Below are 21734 nucleotides of genomic sequence, written 5' to 3' on the forward strand. Positions count from 1 at the left end.
TTGGCGTGTCCCCGTGCCGCGCCCGACGCCGGGGTGTTCAGCGTATCGTCATCGCGGGATCACGCCACGCCGCTTTCGGCCTGCTCGCGGATCCGCTCCGCCGCCTGCCGCGGCACCGGCTCGTGGCGCAGGTACGAGCGGGAGAACCGGCCCGTGCCGTGCGAGAGGGACCGCAGGTCGACCGCGTAGCGGCCGATCTCCGCCTCCGGGACCTCCGCGCGGACCAGGGTGCTGCCGCCGGGTACCTGCTCGGTGCCCACCACCCGGCCGCGCCGCCCCGACAGGTCGCTCATCACCGCGCCCACGTACTCGTCGGCGACCGTCACCCGCACCTCGGAGACCGGCTCCAGCAGGTGGATCCGCGCGCCGGAGGCCGCCTCGCGCAGGGCCAGGGCGCCCGCCGTCTGGAAGGCGGCGTCGGAGGAGTCCACCGAGTGCGCCTTGCCGTCGACGAGGGTGACGCGCACGTCCACCAGCGGATACCCGGTGGCGACACCGCGCGCGGCCTGGGCCCGCACCCCCTTCTCCACCGACGGGACGAACTGGCGCGGCACGGCGCCGCCCACCACCTTGTCGACGAACTCGATGCCCGAGCCGACCGGCAGCGGCTCCACGGTGATCTCGCAGACGGCGTACTGGCCGTGGCCGCCGGACTGCTTGACGTGCCGTCCGCGCGCGGCGGCCGGTTCGGCGAAGGTCTCGCGCAGGGCGACCCGGTGGGGCACGGCGTCGACCCGGACGCCGTAGCGGGTGCGCAGCCGCTCCAGCGCCACGTCCCGGTGCGCCTCGCCCATGCACCACAGCACCACCTGACGGGTGTCGGGGTTCTGCTCCAGGCGCATGGTGGGGTCCTCGGCGACCAGCCGGGCCAACCCCTGGGAGAGCCTGTCCTCGTCGGCCCTGCCGTGGGCCTCGACGGCGACCGGCAGCAGCGGGTCGGGCATCACCCAGGGCTCCATCAGCAGCGGGGCGCCCTTGTCCGACAGGGTGTCGCCGGTCTCGGCCCGGGAGAGCCTGGCGACGCAGGCCAGGTCGCCCGCCACGGCCTTCGGCAGGTGCCGCTGCTGCCTGCCGAAGGGGGAGGTCAGGGCGCCGACGCGCTCGTCCACGTCGTGGGGCTCCCCCGCGAAGGCGCCGTCGCGGTCGGTCAGGCCGTGGCCGGAGACGTGCACGGCGGCGTCCGGGCGCAGGGTGCCGGAGAAGACCCGCACCAGCGACGTCCGCCCGATGTAGGGGTCGGAGGAGGTCTTGACCACCTCGGCGGCCAGCGGGCCGTCGGGGTCGCAGGTCAGCGGGGGACGGGGCCGGCCGTCGGGGGTGGTGACCGGGGGGATCTCGCGCTCCTCGGGGGTGGGGAAGCCGCCGGTGACCAGCTCCAGCAGCTCCACCGTGCCCAGCCCCCGCCGGGCCCCCTCCGCGGCGGGCGCGGCGGCCAGGACGGGGTGGAACACGCCGCGGGCGACGGCCTTCTCCAGGTCCCGGACCAGTGTCCCGACCTCGACGTCCTCGCCGCCGAGGTAGCGGTCCATCAGGGTCTCGTCCTCGCTCTCGGCGATGATGCCCTCGATGAGCCGGGCGCGGGCGTCCGCGATCAGCGGAAGGTGCTCGGGGTCCGGGGCGCGCTCGACGCGCTCGCCGGAGGAGTAGTCGAAGATCCGCTGGGACAGCAGCCCGATCAGTCCGGCCACCGGCGCGTGCCCGTCGCTCCGCTCCTCCCCGTGCAGGGGCAGGTACAGCGGGAGCACGGCGTCGGGGTCGTCGGCCCCGAACACCCGCCGGCAGATGTCCGTCATCTCCCCGAAGTCGGCGCGCGACGCCTCCAGATGGGTGACGACCAGGGCGCGCGGCATGCCGACCGCCGCGCACTCCTCCCACACCAGCCGGGTCGAGCCGGTCACGCCGTCGGCGGCCGAGACGACGAAGAGGGCCGCGTCCGCCGCCCGCAGGCCGGCCCGCAGCTCCCCGACGAAGTCGGCGTGGCCCGGGGTGTCCAGGAGGTTGACCTTGACGCCGTCCCACTCCACGGGCACCAGGGAGAGCTGGATCGAGCGCTGCTGCCGGCGCTCGATCTCGTCCTGGTCGGACAGGGTGCCGCCGTCCTCCACCCGCCCCGCGCGGTTGACCGCCCCCGACGCCTGGGCGAGCGCCTCGACCAGCGTCGTCTTCCCCGAACCGCTGTGGCCGACCAGCACCACGTTCCGCAGGGAACCGGGCCGGTCGGCCTCCGGCGCCCTTCCGGCGGCCCCGGTGTGCGCGCTCGTCCTGTCGCCCATGTCCTCCGCCTCCCGGTCGACGCCGCTGGGTCGGGTGGTCGTGTGCGGGATCGCACAAGAGTGCTCCCTCCGAGCTTTCCACCGGGACCGGAGTCCGTCCATACGTGGCACATGCCGCTACCCGGAGCACACGGTGCATATCGCCCGGTAGCCGTCATAGCGGGGCGGGACCGGCGTCTGTGCCCGGCCCGCGCCGCCCCGGCCCGCCGCCGCGGGCGCGGGCGCCGCGACGCACCGGCGGCGCTCCGGGGGCGGCTGGCTACGATGGGCGCGCCGACGGCCCCCCGGCCGCCGGCCCACCTCGACCTCCGGGAAGGCCATGCTGAACAAGTACGCGCGTGCGTTCTTCACGCGTGTTCTCACACCGTTCGCCGCTCTGCTCCTCCGGCTGGGGGTCAGCCCCGACACGGTCACGCTCATCGGCACCGGTGGAGTCATGGCGGGGGCGCTGGCCTTCTTCCCCCGCGGGGAGTTCTTCTGGGGCACCGTCGTCATCACCCTGTTCGTCTTCTCCGACCTGGTGGACGGCACCATGGCGCGGCAGGCGGGCCGCTCCAGCCGCTGGGGCGCCTTCCTCGACTCCACCCTCGACCGCGTCGCCGACGCGGCGGTCTTCGGCGGCATCGCGCTGTGGTACGCGGGCGGGGGCGGTGACCCGGTGCTGTGCGCGGTGGCGATCTTCTGCCTGGCCAGCGGCCAGGTCGTGTCGTACACCAAGGCGCGCGGCGAGAGCATCGGCCTGCCGGTGAACGTCAACGGCCTGGTCGAGCGGGCCGAGCGGCTGGTGATCACCCTGGTGTGCGCCGGGCTCGCCGGGTTCGAGACCGCCTTCGGCGTCCCCCACATCGGGATCCTGCTGCCGGTGGCCCTGTGGGCGGTGGCCGTGGGCAGCCTGGTGACGATCGTGCAGCGGATGGTGACGGTCCGGCGGGAGGCCGCCGAGGCGGACGCCGCCGCGGCCGGGGGAGAGGGCGGCGGACCGGGACACGACGGAGCCGCGGCGGCCGGGCAGGGGAGTGGCAGTTCATGAGGGACCGGATGACCGACGCGCTGTACGGGCTGGGCTGGGGCGCGGTCAAGCGCCTGCCCGAGCCCGCCGCGGCGGCCCTGGGCCGCACCATCGCCGACACCGCCTGGAGGCGGCGCGGTCAGGGCGTGCTGCGCCTGGAGGCCAACTACGCCCGGGTCGTGCCCGGCGCGGGCCCCGAGCGGCTGGCGGAGCTGTCCCGCGCGGGCATGCGTTCCTACCTGCGCTACTGGATGGAGTCCTTCCGGCTGCCGGTGTGGAGCGAGCGGCGCATCCGGGAGGGCGTGGAGGTCACCGACCTGCACCGGCTCACCGACACGCTCGACGCCGGCCGGGGCGTGATCCTGGCGCTGCCGCACATGGGCAACTGGGACCTGGCCGGCGCCTACCTCACCACCGGCCTGGGCATCCCGTTCACCACCGTCGCCGAACGGCTCAGGCCCGAGACCCTGTACGACCGCTTCGTCGCCTACCGCGAGGGGCTGGGCATGGAGGTGCTGCCGCACACCGGCGGCGCCGCCTTCGGCGTCCTGGCCCGGCGGCTGCGCGCGGGCGGGCTGGTGGCGCTGGTCGCCGACCGCGACCTGTCGGCCTCCGGCGTCGAGGTCGACTTCTTCGGCGAACCGGCCCGGATACCCGCCGGGCCCGCCATGCTGGCGCTGCAGACCGGGGCCGTGCTGCTCCCGGCGCACCTGTGGTTCGACGACTCACCCGTGATGAAGGGCCGCGTCCTGCCGCCGGTGGAGGCGCCCGCCGAGGGCACCCGCCGGGAGAAGGCCGCCGCCATGACCCAGGCGGTGGCCGACGGCTTCGCCGCGGGCATCGCCGAACACCCCGAGGACTGGCACATGCTGCAACGACTGTGGTCGGCGGACCTCGAGCCGCGGACCGGGACGCGACCGGACCCGGCGGGCCGGGAGACGGAGAAGCGTTGAGGATCGGCATCGTCTGCCCCTACTCCTGGGACGTCCCCGGCGGCGTCCAGTTCCACATCCGGGACCTGGCCCAGCACCTGATCGGCCTCGGGCACGAGGTCTCCGTCCTCGCCCCGGCCGACGAGGAGACCCCGCTGCCGCCGTACGTCGTGCCCGCCGGGCGGGCCGTCCCCGTCCCGTACAACGGCTCGGTCGCCCGGCTGAACTTCGGCTTCCTGTCCGCGGCGCGCGTGCGCCGCTGGGTGCACGAGGGCGCCTTCGACGTCCTGCACATCCACGAGCCCGCCACGCCCTCCCTCTCCCTGCTCGCCTGCTGGGCGGCGCAGGGGCCGATCGTGGCCACCTTCCACACCTCCAACCCGCGCTCGCGGGCGATGATCGCCGCGTACCCGATCCTCCAGCCGGCGCTGGAGAAGATCAGCGCGCGGATCGCCGTCAGCGAGTACGCCCGCCGCACCCTGGTGGAGCACCTGGGCGGGGACGCGGTCGTCATCCCCAACGGGGTGGACGTGGGCTTCTTCACGGACGCCGAGCCCAGGGCCGAGTGGCAGGGCCGCGACGGCGAGAACACCATCGGCTTCATAGGGCGCATCGACGAGCCCCGCAAGGGCCTGCCCGTGCTGATGCGGGCGCTGCCGCGCATCCTCGCCGAACGCCCCGGCACCCGGCTGCTGGTGGCCGGGCGCGGGGACGAGGAGGAGGCCGTCGCCCGTCTGCCGCGCGAGCTGCGCGACCGCGTGGAGTTCCTGGGCATGGTCAGCGACGGGGACAAGGCGCGGCTGCTGCGCAGCGTGGACCTGTACGTCGCCCCCAACACCGGCGGCGAGTCCTTCGGCATCATCCTCGTCGAGGCGATGTCCGCCGGGGCCCCGGTGCTCGCCAGCGACCTGGACGCCTTCGCCCAGGTGCTGGACGGGGGAGAGGCGGGCGAGCTGTACGCCAACGAGGACGCCGACGCCCTGGCCGCCGCCGCCGTGCGCCTGCTGGGCGATCCGGGGCGGCGCGCGGAGCTGCGCGGGCGCGGCAGCCGCCACGTGCGCCGCTTCGACTGGTCCACCGTCGGCGCGGACATCCTGGCCGTCTACGAGACCGTCACCGACGGCGCCGCCTCGGTCGCGCCGGACGAGCGGGTGGGGCTGCGCGCCCGCCTGGGCCTGGCCCGCGACTGAACCGGGCGACCGGACGGAGCACCCGAACCGAGCGAACGAACAGAACGACCGAGCAGAGCACCCGAGCAGAGCGACCGAACAGAGGGGGACCCGACCGTGATCACCACGATCGTCTGGATCGCGGCGGCGCTGCTGCTCGTCGCCGTCTACCTGAGCTGGACCGCCGGACGCCTGGACCGGCTGCACGCCCGGATCGACGCGGCCCGCGCCGCCCTGGACGCCCAGCTGCTGCGGCGCGCCTCCGTCGCCCAGGAGCTGGCCACCGCGGGAGTGCTGGACCCGGCCGCCTCCATCGTCCTGTACCAGGCCGCCCACGATGCCCGGCAGGCCGAGGAGGACCAGCGGGAGGTCGCCGAGAGCGAGCTCAGCCAGGCCCTGCGCGCGGTGTTCGCCGAGAGCGCGCAGCTGGAGGCGGTACGGGCGGCGCCCGGCGGCGAGGCGACCGCCGAGGAGCTGGCCGCCGCGGTGCGCCGGGTGCCGATGGCGCGGCGCTTCCACAACGACGCCGTGCGGGCCGCCCGCGCGCTGCGCCGCCACCGCAAGGTGCGCTGGTTCCGGCTGGCCGGGCACGCGCCCTTCCCGCTGGCCTTCGAGATGGACGACGAGCCGCCGGCCGTCCTGGCGGACCGGGCGGGCCCGGCCGGGGAAGGCCACTGAGTCCCGATTGGCCCTTGCGGCAGTGGCCAGTCGCCCCGTTTCATCGATCCTGTCGCACGGATCACCGTGAACTGGACCGGATGGCGGGACCGGAAGGGAATCGAACGGGCCTACGATGGGTTCACCGTACGGTTGCCACGCCCGTCCGTGTGAGCCGCCGATCCGGCCGCCGACCGGTGCCGTTCGCCGCCGTTCACCGTCCCAACCCGCCGTCGAGTGAGGTCACACCTTGTCCACCACGCCTTCCAGCACGCCCGAAACCGCCTCCGCGTCGACGCCCGAGACCGGCACCGCGCGCGTCAAGCGCGGCATGGCCGAGCAGCTCAAGGGCGGTGTGATCATGGACGTGGTCACGCCGGAGCAGGCGAAGATCGCCGAGGACGCCGGCGCCGTCGCGGTCATGGCCCTGGAGCGGGTGCCCGCCGACATCCGCAAGGACGGCGGCGTCGCCCGCATGTCCGACCCCGACATGATCGAGGGGATCATCGACGCCGTCTCCATCCCGGTGATGGCCAAGTCCCGCATCGGCCACTTCGTCGAGGCCCAGGTGCTCCAGGCGCTGGGCGTGGACTACATCGACGAGTCCGAGGTCCTCACCCCGGCCGACGAGGTCAACCACAGCGACAAGTGGGCCTTCACCACGCCCTTCGTCTGCGGCGCCACCAACCTGGGCGAGGCCCTGCGCCGGATCGCCGAGGGCGCGGCCATGATCCGCTCCAAGGGCGAGGCCGGCACCGGCAACGTCGTCGAGGCCGTCCGCCACCTGCGCCAGATCAAGAACGAGATCGCCCGGCTGCGCGGCTACGACAACAACGAGCTGTACGCCGCCGCCAAGGAGCTGCGCGCCCCCTACGAGCTGGTGAAGGAGGTCGCCGAGCTGGGCAAGCTCCCGGTCGTGCTGTTCTCCGCCGGCGGTGTGGCCACCCCGGCCGACGCCGCGCTGATGCGCCAGCTCGGCGCCGAGGGCGTCTTCGTCGGCTCGGGCATCTTCAAGTCCGGCGACCCGGTCAAGCGCGCCGCCGCCATCGTGAAGGCCACCACCTTCTACGACGACCCCAAGGTCGTCGCGGACGCCTCCCGCGGCCTGGGCGAGGCCATGGTGGGCATCAACTGCGACACCCTGACGGAGTCCGAGAGGTTCGCCGGCCGCGGCTGGTGACCCCGGGCGCACCCCGCGCCACCGCGGGGCGGGCGGCCCGCGCACCGCGGACCGCCCGCCCTGCATCCCCCCTCCCGCCCGCCCCATGTCCCCGTCCCCCCTCCCGCACGTTCCCCACGCCATCCCGTACGTCCGTGAAGAGGTACGCCCCGTGACCACCCCCGCCATCGGAGTCCTCGCCCTCCAGGGCGACGTCCGCGAACACCTCGCCGCGCTGGAGGCGGCCGGCGCCGCGGCCCGCGCCGTCCGCCGCCCCGAGGAGCTCGCCGAGGCCGACGGCCTGGTGATCCCCGGCGGCGAGTCGACCACCATCTCCAAGCTGGCCGTGGCCTTCGGGCTGATGGAGCCGCTGCGCGAGCGGGTCCGCTCGGGCATGCCGGCCTACGGGTCCTGCGCGGGCATGATCATGCTCGCCGACAAGATCCTCGACCCCCGCTCCGGCCAGGAGACCGTCGGCGGCATCGACATGATCGTGCGCCGCAACGCCTTCGGCCGGCAGAACGAGTCGTTCGAGGCGGCCGTCGACGTCGCCGGCGTCGAGGGCGGGCCGGTCGAGGGCGTCTTCATCCGCGCGCCCTGGGTGGAGTCCACCGGCGCGGACGTGGAGGTGCTGGCGGTCCACGACGGCCACCCCGTCGCCGTGCGCCAGGGCTCCCTGCTGGCCACCGCCTTCCACCCCGAACTCACCGGCGACCACCGTGTGCACAGGCTCTTCGTGGAGACGGTGCGCTCGGCGGTACGGTGATCCGCCCGCGGGACCCGCTGTAGGATCGGCCCGTTGAATCCTCCGTTGGCGACATGAAGGAGCGAGGCTGTGTCCGGCCACTCCAAGTGGGCAACCACCAAGCACAAGAAGGCCGTGATCGATGCCAAGCGCGGCAAGCTCTTCGCCAAGCTGATCAAGAACATCGAGGTCGCGGCCCGGATGGGCGGCGCCGACCCCGACGGCAACCCCACCCTCTACGACGCCATCCAGAAGGCGAAGAAGAGCTCCGTCCCCAACAACAACATCGACCGTGCGGTCAAGAGGGGCGCGGGCCTGGAGGCCGGCGGCGCCGACTACCAGACGATCATGTACGAGGGCTACGGCCCCAACGGCGTCGCGGTCCTGATCGAGTGCCTCACCGACAACCGCAACCGCGCGGCCTCCGACGTGCGCGTCGCCATGACCCGCAACGGCGGCTCCATGGCCGACCCGGGCTCGGTGTCGTACCTGTTCAACCGCAAGGGCGTCGTCATCGTCCCCAAGGGCGACCTGACCGAGGACGACGTGCTGGCCGCCGTTCTGGAGGCGGGCGCCGAGGAGGTCAACGACCTCGGCGAGTCCTTCGAGGTCATCAGCGAGGCGGGCGACCTGGTCGAGGTGCGCACCGCGCTGCAGAAGGCGGGCATCGACTACGACTCCGCGGACGCCAACTTCGTCCCCACCATGCAGGTGGAGCTGGACGAGGAGGGCGCGCGCAAGATCTTCAAGCTGATCGACGCCCTGGAGGACAGCGACGACGTGCAGAACGTCTTCGCCAACTTCGACGTGTCCGACGACGTCATGGCCAAGGTCGAGGCCTGACCCTCCGCGGAGCCCGGCGCCGGCCCCCTTCCGTGTCGCCCGTCGGCGTTGTCGGTGGCAGCCGATAGCCTGCGGGAACAGGTGATCGAACGACCAGTGGACGAGAGGGGGCCGTGGTGCGTGTGCTCGGCGTGGACCCGGGGCTGACCCGCTGCGGCATCGGAGTGGTGGAGGGCACCGCGGGCCGCCCGCTGCGGATGGGCGGGGTCGGCGTCGTACGGACCCCCGCCGACGCCGAGGTGCCCGAGCGGCTGGTGCTCGTGGAGCGCGGCATAGAGGAGTGGCTGGACGAGCACCGGCCCGACGTCGTCGCCGTGGAGCGCGTGTTCAGCCAGCACAACGTCCGCACCGTGATGGGCACCGCGCAGGCCAGCGCGGTCGCGATGCTCTGCGCGGCCCGGCGCGGGCTCCCCGTGGCCCTGCACACCCCCAGCGAGGTCAAGGCCGCCGTCACCGGCACCGGCCGGGCCGACAAGGCCCAGGTCGGCGCGATGGTGACCAGGCTGCTGCGGCTGGACGCGCCGCCCAGGCCGGCCGACGCGGCCGACGCCCTGGCGCTGGCCATCTGCCATATCTGGCGGGCCCCCGCGCTCGGCCGGCTCCAGCAGGCCCACCACCGGCAGCTCCACCGCCGGCAGGCCCACGCCGCCCGGACCGCATCCGCGGCCGTCGCGTCCGCCGCGCCCGAGCCGTCGCCGCCCGCCGCGTCCCCCGTACGCACCCCGCGCGCCCCGGAGGACAGCCGATGATCGCCTTCGTATCCGGACCGGTCGCCGCCGTCTCCCCGGACACCGCCGTGATCGAGGTCGGCGGCGTCGGCATGGCGGTCCACTGCACCCCCGGCACCCTGGCCCACCTGCGGGTCGGCGAGCACGCCCGGCTGGCCACCTCGCTGGTGGTCCGCGAGGACTCCCTCACGCTCTACGGCTTCGCCGACGACGACGAGCGGCAGGTCTTCGAACTGCTCCAGACCGCCAGCGGCGTCGGCCCGCGGCTGGCCCAGGCGATGCTCGCCGTCCACAGCCCCGACGCGCTGCGGCTGGCGGTCTCCACCGGGGACGAGAAGGCGCTCACCGCCGTGCCCGGCATCGGCAAGAAGGGCGCGCAGAAGCTGCTGCTGGAGCTGAAGGACCGGCTCGGCGAGCCGCTGGGCACCGGCGCGGCCGCGGCGGGGCGGGGCACCGGCCCCGCGACGGCCGCGCCCGGCTGGCGCGAGCAGCTGCACGCCGCGCTGGTGGGCCTGGGCTACGCGCCCCGCGAGGCCGAGGACGCGGTCGCCGCCGTCACCCCGCAGGCCGAGGCCGTACTGGCCGAGGGCGGCCGGCCGCCGGTGCCGCAGCTCCTCCGAGCCGCCCTGCAGACCCTGAACCGCGCACGCTGAGACGGCCCGCGCCGCCGTCGGCGGCGCGGCCGACGACGGACCGACGAGAGACCGACCATGACGCCGTACTCCCCGCCCCACCCCCACCCCACGGACCAGGCCCCCCTCCCGCCCGGCGGACCGGCGGCCGGCGGCCGAGGGAGGCCGTCATGAGCTGGGACGACCACACCTCCGGCCACCCCTCCGACAGCGCCGAACGCCTCGTCGGCGCCACCGCCGACGGCGAGGACACCGCCGTCGAGGCGGCGCTGCGCCCCAAGGACCTGGCGGAGTTCGTCGGGCAGTCCAAGGTCCGCGAACAGCTCGACCTGGTGCTGCGCGCCGCCCGCGCCCGCGGCGGCACCGCCGACCACGTGCTGCTCTCCGGAGCCCCCGGTCTGGGCAAGACCACCCTGTCCATGATCATCGCCGCGGAGATGGGCGCGCCCATCCGCATCACCTCCGGCCCGGCCATCCAGCACGCCGGCGACCTGGCCGCGATCCTGTCCTCGCTCACCGAGGGCGAGGTCCTCTTCCTCGACGAGATCCACCGCATGTCGCGGCCCGCCGAGGAGATGCTCTACATGGCGATGGAGGACTTCCGCGTCGACGTCATCGTCGGCAAGGGGCCCGGCGCCACCGCCATCCCCCTGGAGCTGCCGCCCTTCACCCTGGTCGGCGCCACCACCCGGGCCGGCCTGCTGCCGCCGCCGCTGCGCGACCGCTTCGGCTTCACCGCCCACATGGAGTTCTACGAACCGGAGGAGCTGGAACGCGTCATCCACCGCTCCGCCCGGCTGCTGGACGTGGAGATAGACGCCGAGGGCGCCGCCGAGATCGCGGGCCGCTCCCGCGGCACCCCCCGCATCGCCAACCGGCTGCTGCGCCGGGTGCGCGACTACGCCCAGGTCCGGGCCGACGGCCTGGTCACCCGGGAGATCGCCGCCCAGGCCCTGGCGGTCTACGAGGTCGACGAGCGCGGTCTGGACCGGCTGGACCGGGCGGTGCTGGACGCCCTGCTCAGGCTGTTCGGCGGCGGCCCGGTCGGCCTGTCGACACTGGCCGTCGCGGTGGGGGAGGAGCGCGAGACGGTGGAGGAGGTCGCCGAGCCGTTCCTCGTCCGCGAGGGACTGCTGGCCCGCACCCCCCGGGGCCGGATCGCCACACCCGCCGCATGGGCGCACATGGGCCTCACCCCGCCCCGGCAGCCGCCGCCGGGCGGAGCGGGGCAACCCGGTCTCTTCGGTTCCTGACGGCGCGCGAACTCGCCCGTGGCGGAACCTCAGTGCGATGCTTGACGTTGTTCCCCAGGCGCGGGCTCGCTTAGACTCCGCCGATGCCCTCCGTCCCGGAGGGCGTGACCACCCCCGAATACCAGGCCGCTTCCCAGCGGTCGTGCGAAGGAAACCTTCCGCCGTGGACATTGGACTTCTCCTCCCCTTCATCATTCTCATCGGGGCCATGTTCCTGATGACGCGCTCGGCCAAGAAGAAGCAGCAGCAGGCCATGCGGATGCGTGACCAGATGCAGCCGGGCACCGGCGTCCGCACCATCGGCGGCATGTACGCGTTGGTGAAGGAGGTCCACTCCGACACGGTCGTCCTGGAGATCGCGCCGGGCACGCACGCCGTCTACGCCAAGAACGCCGTGGGCGCCGTGCTGGAGGCCGACGAGTACGAGCGCATCGTCAACGGTGAGCCGGAGCACGACGACGACGCTCCCGCCGTCCCGGACGACGCCTCCTCGCTGATCTCCGACGGGGACACGGGCAAGACCGACCTGAGCAAGACCGACCCCTCCGCCGACGACGCGGAGACCGGGGACGCCAAGCGGAACGGTGACGCCGACTCCAGGTGAGTCGCCTCGCCGCCGGGCCCGACGGGGCCGGCGGCACCGCACGTCCTCACGACCACTTCGCGCGCCGCGCGGCGACCATTCGAGCGCGGACGGTTGGACAGGGAGATACGAGAAGGTGGCAGCACCGAAGAAAGGTCGCAGATCACCGGGCGGCCAGGGACGGCCGTGGCGCGCCCTGGCGCTCATCCTGGTGGCCATGGTGGCGCTCACCGGAGGCATGTTCCTCTCCGGGCACACGACGCCCCGCCTGGGCATCGACCTCGCCGGCGGCACGAGCATCACGCTCACGGCCAAGGCCCAGCCCGGCAAGGAGGAGGCGATCAACGAGACCAACATGAACACCGCCGTCTCCATCATCGAGCGCCGGGTCAACGGTCTGGGCGTCGCCGAGGCCGAGGTGCGGACGCAGGGCGCCGAGAACATCGTCGTCAACATCCCGCGGGGCACCGACGAGAAGCAGGCCCGCGAGCAGGTCGGCACCACCGCCCAGCTCGCGTTCCGCCCGGTCCTCACCGTCGCCTCCGGCGCCCCGGTCGCACCGGAGCCCTCGGCGAGCCCGTCGGGCAGCGCCGGCGGCGAGAAGGAGAAGGCCGAGGAGGCGACGGACGGCGAGAAGTCCGGCGACTCCTCCGCGAGCCCCTCTCCCAGCGCCTCCACCCAGGGCCGCGCCGTCACCGAGGGCCTGCTGGCCGACGACTCCGAGTCGCCCGCCCCCTCCGCGTCCGGGAAGGCCGAGGAGCCCTCCGACCCCGAGCCCTCCCAGGACGCCCCGGCGCCCGACGCCGGCGTCCCGGCCGGTCTGCAGAAGAAGCTCGACGGGCTGGACTGCTCCACCGACAAGGGCCGCTCCCAGGCGAGCCGGGCCGCGGCCGAGGCGGAGAACTCCGAGCCCGTCGCGGTCTGCGACGAGAGCGGTCTGTACAAGTACGGGCTCGGCCCCGTCGCCGTCCCCGGCACCGACGTCACCGACGCCGCGGCCCTCTTCGACGACCAGCGCGCCCAGGGCTGGATCGTCACCATGGAGTTCGACTCCGACGGCGCCGAGAAGTTCGCCGACATCACCGAGGAGCTCTCCACCCAGGCCGAGCCGCGCAACCAGTTCGCGATCGTGCTGGACGGCGAGGTCGTCTCCGCCCCCCGCGTCTCCGAGCGGCTCGGCGGCGGCAGCGCCGAGATCTCCGGCAGCTTCACCCAGCAGTCCGCGGAGGAACTGGCCAACATCCTCTCCTACGGCGCCCTGCCGCTCTCCTTCGAGGAGAGCAACGTGACCACGATCTCGCCCACGCTCGGTTCCGAGCAGCTCAAGGCGGGCCTGATCGCCGGCGCCATCGGCCTGGCCCTGGTCATCGTCTACCTGCTCTTCTACTACCGGGTGCTGGCGCTGGTGGCGATCTCCAGCCTGGTGGCCGCGGCCATCCTCACCTACGCGGTCATGACCCTGCTCGGCCCGGGCATCGGCTTCGCGCTGAGCCTGCCGGCCATCTGCGGCGCCATCGTGGCCATCGGCATCACCGCGGACTCCTTCATCGTCTACTTCGAGAGGATCCGCGACGAGATCCGCGAGGGCCGCTCCATCCGGGCCGCCTTCGAGAGGGCCTGGCCGAGCGCCCGGCGGACCATCCTGGTCTCCGACGTGGTCTCGATCATCGCCGCGATCGTGCTGTTCATCGTCTCGATCGGCTCGGTGCAGGGCTTCGCCTTCGTGCTCGGCCTGACGACGGCCCTGGACCTGGCCATCGTCTTCCTGCTGACCAAGCCGATGATGACGATCATGGCCGGCCGGAAGTTCTTCACCAGCGGCCACCCCTGGTCCGGACTCGACCCGAAGCGGCTCGGGGTCACCCCGCCGCTGCGCCGGGGCCGCCGCGGCACGGTCGCCGCCCCCGCAGAACCGAAGGAGGCCTGAGATGTCACGATTCGGTGATCTCGGCGGCAAGCTCTACCGCGGAGAGGCCAGCTACGACTTCGTCGGCAGGCGGAAGCTCTGGTACGGCGTCACGCTGCTGCTGATGCTCATCTCCCTGGTGGGTCTCGGGGCCCGCGGCCTCTACATGGGCATCGAGTTCCAGGGCGGGGCCGTCTTCACCACCCCGCCCACCCAGATGTCGGTCGAGGAGGCGCGCGAGACGGCCCTGAAGGTCTCCGGGACCGAGCCGCGGATCCAGGAACTGGGTAGCGGCTCGCTGCGCATCCAGGTGACCGGACTGGACAACGAGCAGTCGGAGAAGACCCGCGCGGCCCTCGCCGACGAGCTCGGCCTCGAGACCCAGGAGCTGGACACCGAACTGGTGGGCCCGAGCTGGGGCGACCAGATGAGCAGCAAGGCCATCCAGGGCCTGATCGTCTTCCTGGTCTTGGTGAGCGTCTACCTGGCCATCGCCTTCGAGTGGCGGATGGCGGTGGGCGCCATGGGCGCCCTGGTGCACGACCTGGTCGTCACCATCGGCGTCTACGCCATCGTCGGCTTCGAGGTGACCCCCGGCACGGTGGTCGGCGTCCTGACGATCCTCAGCTACTCGCTGTACGACACGGTGGTGGTCTTCGACAAGGTCAAGGAGAAGACCCAGGGCCTGCTCAAGCAGAACCGCCACACCTACGGCGAGCTGGCCAACCTCGGCATCAACGCCACGGTGATCCGCTCCGTCAACACCTCGGTGGTCGCCCTGCTGCCGGTGGCCGGACTGCTGTTCATCGGCACCGGCCTGCTCGGCGGCGGCATGCTCAAGGACATCTCGCTGTCGCTGTTCATCGGCCTCACCGCCGGTACGTTCTCCTCCATCTTCATCGCCACCCCGATCGTGGTGGACCTCAAGCTCCGCTCGCCGGAGATCAAGGCCCACGACCGGCGGACGCTGGCCAAGCGCGCCAAGGGCGGCGACGAGGCCGAGGACGCCGAGGAGACCGCGGGCACCGGCGTGCCGCGGGCCGCCGAGCCCACCGCCGCCGCGACGGCCGGGGCCGTCGGCGCCCCCCGCTCGCCGGAGTCCCGCAGCCGCGGCCGCGGGCGCCCCTCCGAACGGGGGCGGTGATCCGGTGATCCCCGTCACCGCCGACTTCGAGGGACTGCGCGGCCTGCTGCTCAGCCGGATCCGCGACGTGCCCGACTACCCCAAGCCGGGAGTGCTGTTCAAGGACATCACCCCCCTCCTGGCGGACCCGGAGGCCTTCACCGCCCTCACCGACGCGCTGGCCGGCCTGTGCCGGGAGCGCGGCGCCACCAAGGTGGTGGGCCTGGAGGCGCGCGGCTTCATCCTGGCCGCGCCGGTGGCGGTACGGGCGGGCGTCGGCTTCATCCCCGTGCGCAAGGCGGGCAAGCTGCCCGGCGCCACCCTGTCGCAGGCGTACGAGCTGGAGTACGGCAGCGCGGAGATCGAGATCCACGCCGAGGACCTCACCGCCGAGGACCGGGTGCTGGTGATCGACGACGTGCTGGCCACCGGCGGCACCGCCGAGGCGTCGCTGCGCCTGATCCGCCGCTCCGGGGCGCGGGTCGCCGGGGTCGCGGTCCTGATGGAGCTGGGCTTCCTGCCCGGCCGGACCAGGCTGGAGGCCTCCCTGGAGGGCGCCCCGCTGGACGTCGTGATCACCGTCTGAGAACAGCGGATCCCGCGGAGGGGATCGTTCCGGGAGACTCCGGAACGGTCCCCTCCGTCGCGTCCGGCCACCCCTCTGTGACACCCTCGGAGGACACCCCGCGAAACCGTCCCCCAGCGGCGCCCGGCTCGTTCCGGCACCGGGGTCGATACCATGGCAGTCCGGCCTGTTCCCGGCCGGAACCGCCCTCTCCCGCCGCCGTCGCGGGGAGGGGCCCACCGAGGAGTTGCCCTTGCCAGACGAGGCCAAGCCGCTCACCGCAGCGCAGCACCAGGACGCCGGCAGGCCGGCGAAGTCCTCCCCGGCAGGAGCCACCGCGGCCGGGAAGCGCGGCGGCACTCCCGAACCGTCGCCGTCCACCGTCCCGCCGGCGGGCGGGAAGCGCGACGACGCCGGTGCGCGGGACAAGGCCTCGGCCACCCGCGCCGTCTCGGGCGTCTCCGGCCGCTCGGGCTCCTCCAACCGCGTCCGCGCCCGGCTGGCCCGCCTGGGCGTCCAGCGCTCCAGCCCGTACAACCCCGTCCTGGAGCCGCTGCTGCGGATCGTCCGGGGCAACGACCCCAAGGCCGACACCTCCACCCTGCGCCAGATCGAGCGCGCCTACCAGGTCGCCGAGCGCTGGCACCGCGGGCAGAAGCGCAAGAGCGGCGACCCGTACATCACCCACCCGCTGGCCGTCACCACCATCCTCGCCGAGCTCGGCATGGACCCGGCCACCCTGATGGCGGGCCTGCTGCACGACACCGTCGAGGACACCGAGTACGGCCTGGACACCCTGCGCCGCGACTTCGGCGACCAGGTGGCCCTCCTCGTCGACGGCGTCACCAAGCTGGACAAGGTCAAGTTCGGCGAGGCCGCGCAGGCCGAGACGGTCCGCAAGATGGTCGTCGCGATGGCCAAGGACCCGCGGGTGCTGGTCATCAAGCTCGCCGACCGCCTGCACAACATGCGCACCATGCGCTACCTCAAGCGGGAGAAGCAGGAGCAGAAGGCCCGCGAGACGCTGGAGATCTACGCCCCGCTCGCCCACCGCCTGGGCATGAACACCATCAAGTGGGAGCTGGAGGACCTCGCCTTCGCGATCCTCTACCCCAAGATGTACGACGAGATCGTCCGGCTGGTGGCCGAGCGCGCGCCCAAGCGCGACGAGTACCTGGCGACCGTCATCGACGAGGTCCAGTCCGACCTGCGCGGCGCCCGCATCAAGGCGACCGTCACCGGCCGCCCCAAGCACTACTACAGCGTCTACCAGAAGATGATCGTGCGGGGCCGCGACTTCGCCGAGATCTACGACCTGGTGGGCATCCGCGTCCTGGTCGACACCGTCCGCGACTGCTACGCGGCGCTGGGGACCGTCCACGCCCGGTGGAACCCGGTGCCGGGGCGGTTCAAGGACTACATCGCGATGCCCAAGTTCAACATGTACCAGTCGCTGCACACGACGGTCATCGGGCCCGGCGGCAAGCCGGTCGAGCTGCAGATCCGCACCTACGACATGCACCGCCGCGCCGAGTACGGCATCGCCGCGCACTGGAAGTACAAGCAGGAGGCCGTGGCCGGCGTCTCCAAGGTCCGCACCGACGCGCCCGCCAGGAAGGGCGACGCCGTCAACGACATGGCGTGGCTGCGGCAGCTGCTGGACTGGCAGAAGGAGACCGAGGACCCGGGCGAGTTCCTGGAGTCGCTGCGCTTCGACCTCTCCCGCAACGAGGTCTTCGTCTTCACGCCCAAGGGCGACGTCATAGCGCTCCCGGCCGGCGCCACCCCCGTGGACTTCGCCTACGCCGTCCACACCGAGGTCGGCCACCGCACCATCGGCGCGCGCGTCAACGGACGGCTGGTGCCGCTGGAGTCCACCCTGGACAACGGCGACCTGGTGGAGGTCTTCACCTCCAAGTCGCCCGGCGCGGGCCCCTCCCGCGACTGGCTGAGCTTCGTCAAATCGCCGCGGGCCCGCAACAAGATCCGCGCCTGGTTCTCCAAGGAGCGCCGCGAGGAGGCCATCGAGCAGGGCAAGGACGCCATCGTGCGGGCCATGCGCAAGCAGAACCTGCCGATCCAGCGCATCCTCACCGGGGACTCCCTGGTCACCCAGGCGCACGAGATGCGCTACCCCGACATCTCGGCGCTCTACGCGGCCATCGGCGAGGGCCACGTCTCCGCGCAGAACGTCGTCCAGAAGCTGATCCAGGCCATCGGCGGCGAGGAGGCGGCCAACGAGGACATCGCCGAGACCGCCCCGCCCCTGCGCCGGCGCGCCAAGCGGCGTTCCAGCGCCGACCCGGGCGTGGTCGTCAAGGGCGTGGACGACGTGTGGGTCAAGCTGGCCCGGTGCTGCACGCCCGTGCCCGGCGACCCGATCCTCGGCTTCGTCACCCGCGGCAACGGGGTGTCCGTCCACCGCGCCGACTGCGTCAACGTCGACTCGCTCGCGCGCGAGCCGGAGCGCATGCTCGAGGTGGAGTGGGCGCCCACCCAGTCCTCGGTCTTCCTGGTCGCCATCCAGGTCGAGGCGCTGGACCGCTCCCGGCTGCTGTCGGACGTCACCCGCGTGCTGTCCGACCAGCACGTCAACATCCTCTCCGCGGCCGTCCAGACCTCCCGGGACCGGGTGGCCACCTCCCGCTTCACCTTCGAGATGGGCGACCCCAAGCACCTGGGGCACGTGCTGAAGGCGGTGCGCGGCGTGGAGGGCGTCTACGACGTCTACCGCGTCACCTCGGCCCGCAGGTCGTAGGGGCGAGCCGCCCTCGCGGGCGGCGGACACGGGGACGGCCCCGGTACCCATCGGGTACCGGGGCCGTCCCCGTGCCGGTCCTCCGCGGGAGGCTCCGGCCGGTTCAGCCGGTTCAGCCGCTGAACTCCCGCAGGCCCTTGAGAGCCTGGTCCAGCAGCGCCTGACGGCCCTCGAGCTCCCGCTCCAGCTTCTCCGCCTTGGCGGTGTTGCCGGCCGCGCGCGCCTTGTCGATCTGCGAGCGGAGCTTGTCCACCGCGTCCTGGAGCTGGCCGGTCAGCCCCTCCGCCCGGGCCCGTGCCTCGGGGTTGGTGCGGCGCCACTCGGCCTCCTCGGCCTCCTGGATCGCCCGCTCCACCGCGTGCATCCGGCCCTCGATCCCGGCCCGGGCGTCCCGGGGCACGTGGCCGACGGCGTCCCAGCGCTCGTTGATCGCGCGGAAGGCCGCCCGGGCCGCCTTCAGGTCGGTGACCGGCAGGAGCTTCTCCGCCTCGGCGGCCAGCTCCTCCTTGCGGGTCAGGTTCTCCCGCTGCTCGGCGTCCCGCTCGGCGAAGACCTCGCTGCGGGCGGCGAAGAAGACGTCCTGGGCGCCGCGGAAGCGCTGCCACAGCTCGTCCTCGTGCTCGCGCTGGGCCCGGCCGGCGGCCTTCCAGTCCTGCATCAGCTCGCGGTAGCGGGCGGCCGTCGGACCCCAGTCCGTCGAGCCCGACAGGGCCTCGGCCTCGGCGACCAGCTTCTCCTTGCGCCGCCGTGCCTCCTCGCGCTGCGCGTCCAGCGACGCGAAGTGGGCCTTGCGCCGCTTGGAGAAGGCCGAGCGGGCGTGCGAGAAGCGGTGCCACAGCTCGTCGTCGGACTTGCGGTCCAGCCGGGGCAGGCCCTTCCAGGTGTCCACCAGGGCGCGCAGCCGCTCACCGGCGACCCGCCACTGGTCGCTGGCGGCCAGTTCCTCGGCCTCGGCGACCAGCGCCTCCTTGGCCCGGCGCGCCTCCTCGGACTGCCGGGCCCGGGCGGCCTTGCGCTCCTCCCGGCGGGTCTCGATCAGCTCGGTGAGCTGGTCCAGCCGCTTGCCCAGGGCCTCCAGGTCGCCCACCGCGTGCGCCTCGTCGACCTGCTGCCGCAGGTGCCCGACGGCCGCCAGCGCCTCCTTGGCCGACAGGTCGGTGGTCCTCACCCGGCGCTCAAGGAGGTCGATCTCCACGACCAGGCCGTCGTACTTGCGCTCGAAGTAGGCGAGGGCCTCCTCGGGGGAGCCTGCCTGCCACGATCCGACGACCCTCTCGCCGTCGGCGGTACGCACGTAAACGGTCCCCGTCTCATCGACGCGGCCCCACGGGTCGCTGCTCACAGCGCCTCCTCCACATGATGCCGACGGGAGGCGTGCACTCCCTGGCATCGTCCACAGTTGTCATCCGGCCGACAGTTGGATTTGACCGGTCGGACCGGTTTGGCCGGTCGGACCAGGGGTTTTGCCGGGCCGTCGGCGCAGGCACCCTACACAACGCCCAACATAGGCGACCGGTGCCCGCCCTGTCCGCATTCCGGGAGACCGAAATTCGGGTGCGCGGCCGCCGGGTCCGGCCGCCGCGCGGTCGCCGCCCCGGCCGCCCGGACGGTCACTTCTTCCGCACCGTCGCCTTGTCGATCACGACGGTCGCGTTCGGCTTGGTGTTGCCCGTCTGCGGGTCCGGCGTCATACCGGCGTCGGCGATCTTCTTCAGCACGTCCATGCCCTTGGTGATGGTGCCGAAGGGGGTGTAGTCCGGGGGCAGCGGGCTGTCCTCGTAGACGAGGAAGAACTGGCTCCCGCCGCTGTCCCGGTTCTCCTTGGTCTGGGCGTTGTAGCGGTTGGCCATGGCGACCGTGCCCGCCGGATAGGTGCCCTTCTTCACCTTCGGGTCGTCGAGGTTCTCGTCCGGGATCGTGTAGCCGGGCTGCTGGACCTTGCCGTCCGCGGACATGCCGGTTCCGGTGCCGGTCGGGTCGCCGCACTGCAGCACGTAGATGCCCTGGTCGACCAGGCGGTGGCACGGGGAGTGGTCGAGGTAGCCCTCGCCCGCCAGGAACTCGAAGGAGTTCACGGTGCGCGGCGTCTTGGCGGCGTCCATCTCGATCTCGATGTCGCCGCAGGTGGTCTCCAGCTTCATCGTGTAGGTGGCCGAGGTGTCGATCGACATCTTCGGCTCCTTCTTCCAGTGCTTCGTGCTCGCCGCGCCCTTCGCGGGCTTCTCGCAGGGGTCCGGGGCCTTGCTGGTGGGCGGGGCGGAGGGCTCCGCGGCCTTGTCGGCCTTCTTGTCGTCCGCCGCCAGTCCGCCGGCGGCCGCGTAGGCGCCCCCGGCGGCCAGGACCAGGGCCAGGCCGCCCGCGATGCCCGCGTTGCGGATCCGCGTCCTGCGCCTCGCCTCGGTCCGCCTCTGCTGCTGCCGCAGGTACTTCTCGCGGGCGAGCTGCTTGCGCCGCTGCTCATTGCTGACCACGGATCGTCTCCTTCGCGTCCTTCGAGGCGTCTGTTCGAGGCGTGCGCACGCACGTGTGTGCCACGGCTTGGGCCGTACCGTATACGGGATACGGGTTCGCGGCCCCGGTCGCGTCGCCGGTAGGCTCTGTAACCGCTGTCGACGGCCGGTGCGACGGCCGCGGCATCCCTGACGGACGACCTAAGGACGATCGTGCTCATTGCCGGGTTCCCCGCCGGGGCCTGGGGGACCAACTGCTACCTGGTCGCCCCCGCCGCCGGTGAGGAGTGCGTGATCATCGACCCGGGCCACCAGGCCGCCGAGGGCGTCGAGGAGGCCATAGCCAGGCACCGCCTCAAGCCGGTCGCCGTCGTCCTCACCCACGGCCACATCGACCACGTCGCCTCCGTGGTCCCGGTGTGCGGCGCGCACGACGTGCCCGCCTGGATCCACCCGGAGGACCGGGAGATGATGAGCGACCCCGAGAAGTGGCTCGGCCGCTCCATCGGGCAGCCGCTGATGGGCGAGCTCTCGGTGGGGGAGCCCGACGACGTCCGGGAGCTGGCCGACGGCGCCGCGCTGTCCCTCGCCGGCCTGGAGCTGACCGTCTCGCACGCGCCGGGCCATACCAGGGGGTCGGTGACCTTCCGGATGCCCGAGCAGGCCGACGTCCCGCCGGTGCTGTTCTCGGGCGACCTGCTGTTCGCCGGCTCCATCGGACGCACCGACCTGCCCGGCGGCGACCACGCCGAGATCCTGCGGTCGCTGGCACGCGTGTGCCTGCCCCTGGACGACTCGACCGTGGTGCTGTCCGGCCACGGCCCCCAGACCACCATCGGCCGCGAGCGCGCCACCAACCCGTTCCTGCGGGAGGTGGCCGCCGGAGGCCCGTTCGGAACGGACGGCGGCGCCGCCGCCCCGCGACGAGGAATGTGACGACGAAGAAGAC

At 73.1% G+C, this 21734-nt stretch carries 19 protein-coding genes; 16 read left to right on the forward strand and 3 right to left on the reverse strand.

Going from position 1 to position 21734, the window contains the following annotated elements; all coding sequences use genetic code 11:
- Positions 1 to 59 precede the first annotated feature (59 nt).
- Positions 60 to 2273, reverse strand: coding sequence for an elongation factor G-like protein EF-G2 (locus QC029_RS21945; protein ID WP_279557454.1), 2214 nt, complete (start codon positions 2271 to 2273; stop codon positions 60 to 62).
- A 319-nt stretch (positions 2274 to 2592) separates the two neighbouring features.
- On the opposite strand from QC029_RS21945, the gene pgsA reads away from it, so the two are divergent.
- The 15 genes from pgsA to QC029_RS22020 all read left to right on the forward strand — a co-directional run bounded on the left by pgsA (position 2593) and on the right by QC029_RS22020 (position 18335).
- Complete coding sequence (gene pgsA / locus QC029_RS21950) at positions 2593 to 3303, forward strand: phosphatidylinositol phosphate synthase (protein ID WP_279557455.1); 711 nt, start codon at positions 2593 to 2595, stop codon at positions 3301 to 3303.
- Entirely contained in the window at positions 3300 to 4235 is a 936-nt protein-coding gene (locus QC029_RS21955; protein WP_279557456.1) for a phosphatidylinositol mannoside acyltransferase, read from the forward strand. The genes pgsA and QC029_RS21955 overlap by 4 nt, the downstream gene beginning before the upstream one ends.
- Positions 4232 to 5404: a glycosyltransferase family 4 protein gene (locus QC029_RS21960; RefSeq protein WP_279557457.1), complete on the forward strand. Its 1173-nt coding sequence runs from the start codon at positions 4232 to 4234 to the stop codon at positions 5402 to 5404. Before QC029_RS21955 ends, QC029_RS21960 begins: the two co-directional genes overlap by 4 nt.
- Positions 5405 to 5500: 96 nt before the next feature.
- A complete protein-coding gene (locus QC029_RS21965) occupies positions 5501 to 6061 on the forward strand; it encodes a hypothetical protein (RefSeq protein ID WP_279557458.1) in 561 nt (186 codons plus the stop codon).
- Positions 6062 to 6290: 229 nt separating this feature from the next.
- Positions 6291 to 7220 carry a pyridoxal 5'-phosphate synthase lyase subunit PdxS gene (gene pdxS, locus QC029_RS21970; RefSeq protein WP_279557459.1) on the forward strand — a complete coding sequence of 310 codons (930 nt, stop codon included), beginning with the start codon at positions 6291 to 6293 and terminating at the stop codon, positions 7218 to 7220.
- A 151-nt stretch (positions 7221 to 7371) separates the two neighbouring features.
- Positions 7372 to 7965, forward strand: coding sequence for a pyridoxal 5'-phosphate synthase glutaminase subunit PdxT (gene pdxT, locus QC029_RS21975; protein WP_279557460.1), 594 nt, complete (start codon positions 7372 to 7374; stop codon positions 7963 to 7965).
- 69 nt (positions 7966 to 8034) lie between these two features.
- Complete coding sequence (locus QC029_RS21980) at positions 8035 to 8787, forward strand: YebC/PmpR family DNA-binding transcriptional regulator (protein WP_279557461.1); 753 nt, start codon at positions 8035 to 8037, stop codon at positions 8785 to 8787.
- 116 nt (positions 8788 to 8903) lie between these two features.
- Entirely contained in the window at positions 8904 to 9536 is a 633-nt protein-coding gene (gene ruvC, locus QC029_RS21985; protein WP_279557483.1) for a crossover junction endodeoxyribonuclease RuvC, read from the forward strand.
- A complete protein-coding gene (ruvA, locus tag QC029_RS21990; protein WP_279557462.1) occupies positions 9533 to 10168 on the forward strand; it encodes a Holliday junction branch migration protein RuvA in 636 nt (211 codons plus the stop codon). Before ruvC ends, ruvA begins: the two co-directional genes overlap by 4 nt.
- Before the next feature lie 149 nt (positions 10169 to 10317).
- Positions 10318 to 11400, forward strand: coding sequence for a Holliday junction branch migration DNA helicase RuvB (ruvB, locus tag QC029_RS21995; RefSeq protein ID WP_279557463.1), 1083 nt, complete (start codon positions 10318 to 10320; stop codon positions 11398 to 11400).
- Between the two features lie 163 nt (positions 11401 to 11563).
- Positions 11564 to 12004, forward strand: a complete 441-nt coding sequence (gene yajC / locus QC029_RS22000; RefSeq protein WP_279557464.1) for a preprotein translocase subunit YajC — start codon at positions 11564 to 11566, stop codon at positions 12002 to 12004.
- A gap of 115 nt (positions 12005 to 12119) precedes the next feature.
- Positions 12120 to 13910: a protein translocase subunit SecD gene (secD, locus tag QC029_RS22005; protein ID WP_279557465.1), complete on the forward strand. Its 1791-nt coding sequence runs from the start codon at positions 12120 to 12122 to the stop codon at positions 13908 to 13910.
- A 1-nt stretch (position 13911) separates the two neighbouring features.
- Entirely contained in the window at positions 13912 to 15033 is a 1122-nt protein-coding gene (secF, locus tag QC029_RS22010) for a protein translocase subunit SecF (protein WP_279557466.1), read from the forward strand.
- 7 nt (positions 15034 to 15040) lie between these two features.
- Complete coding sequence (locus QC029_RS22015; RefSeq protein ID WP_279557484.1) at positions 15041 to 15598, forward strand: adenine phosphoribosyltransferase; 558 nt, start codon at positions 15041 to 15043, stop codon at positions 15596 to 15598.
- A gap of 232 nt (positions 15599 to 15830) precedes the next feature.
- The gene (locus QC029_RS22020) at positions 15831 to 18335 is read left to right on the forward strand and encodes a bifunctional (p)ppGpp synthetase/guanosine-3',5'-bis(diphosphate) 3'-pyrophosphohydrolase (RefSeq protein ID WP_279557467.1); all 2505 of its coding nucleotides are present in this window, start codon (positions 15831 to 15833) and stop codon (positions 18333 to 18335) included.
- Between the two features lie 112 nt (positions 18336 to 18447).
- On the opposite strand, the gene QC029_RS22025 is transcribed toward QC029_RS22020, so the two are convergent.
- On the reverse strand, positions 18448 to 19677 hold the full coding sequence (locus QC029_RS22025; protein ID WP_279557468.1) for a DUF349 domain-containing protein: 1230 nt from the start codon (positions 19675 to 19677) through the stop codon (positions 18448 to 18450).
- A gap of 268 nt (positions 19678 to 19945) precedes the next feature.
- The gene (locus QC029_RS22030) at positions 19946 to 20806 is read right to left on the reverse strand and encodes a peptidylprolyl isomerase (protein WP_279557469.1); all 861 of its coding nucleotides are present in this window, start codon (positions 20804 to 20806) and stop codon (positions 19946 to 19948) included.
- A 192-nt stretch (positions 20807 to 20998) separates the two neighbouring features.
- Between QC029_RS22030 and QC029_RS22035 the strand changes: the two genes are divergently transcribed.
- The gene (locus QC029_RS22035) at positions 20999 to 21721 is read left to right on the forward strand and encodes an MBL fold metallo-hydrolase (protein WP_279557470.1); all 723 of its coding nucleotides are present in this window, start codon (positions 20999 to 21001) and stop codon (positions 21719 to 21721) included.
- Positions 21722 to 21734 lie beyond the last annotated feature (13 nt).

It is taken from the genome of Streptomyces sp. DH37 (genome assembly GCF_029813835.1).
Lineage (GTDB): Bacteria > Actinomycetota > Actinomycetes > Streptomycetales > Streptomycetaceae > Streptomyces.

Excerpts from the sequence above, each read along its gene's own strand:
- pgsA (WP_279557455.1), top strand. The coding sequence starts at position 2,593 with ATGCTGAACAAGTACGCGCGTGCGTTCTTCACGCGTGTTCTCACACCG.
- QC029_RS21945 (WP_279557454.1), bottom strand. The coding sequence starts at position 2,273 with ATGGGCGACAGGACGAGCGCGCACACCGGGGCCGCCGGAAGGGCGCCG.
- secF (WP_279557466.1), top strand. The coding sequence starts at position 13,912 with ATGTCACGATTCGGTGATCTCGGCGGCAAGCTCTACCGCGGAGAGGCC.
- ruvA (WP_279557462.1), top strand. The coding sequence starts at position 9,533 with ATGATCGCCTTCGTATCCGGACCGGTCGCCGCCGTCTCCCCGGACACC.
- ruvB (WP_279557463.1), top strand. The coding sequence starts at position 10,318 with ATGAGCTGGGACGACCACACCTCCGGCCACCCCTCCGACAGCGCCGAA.
- QC029_RS21955 (WP_279557456.1), top strand. The coding sequence starts at position 3,300 with ATGAGGGACCGGATGACCGACGCGCTGTACGGGCTGGGCTGGGGCGCG.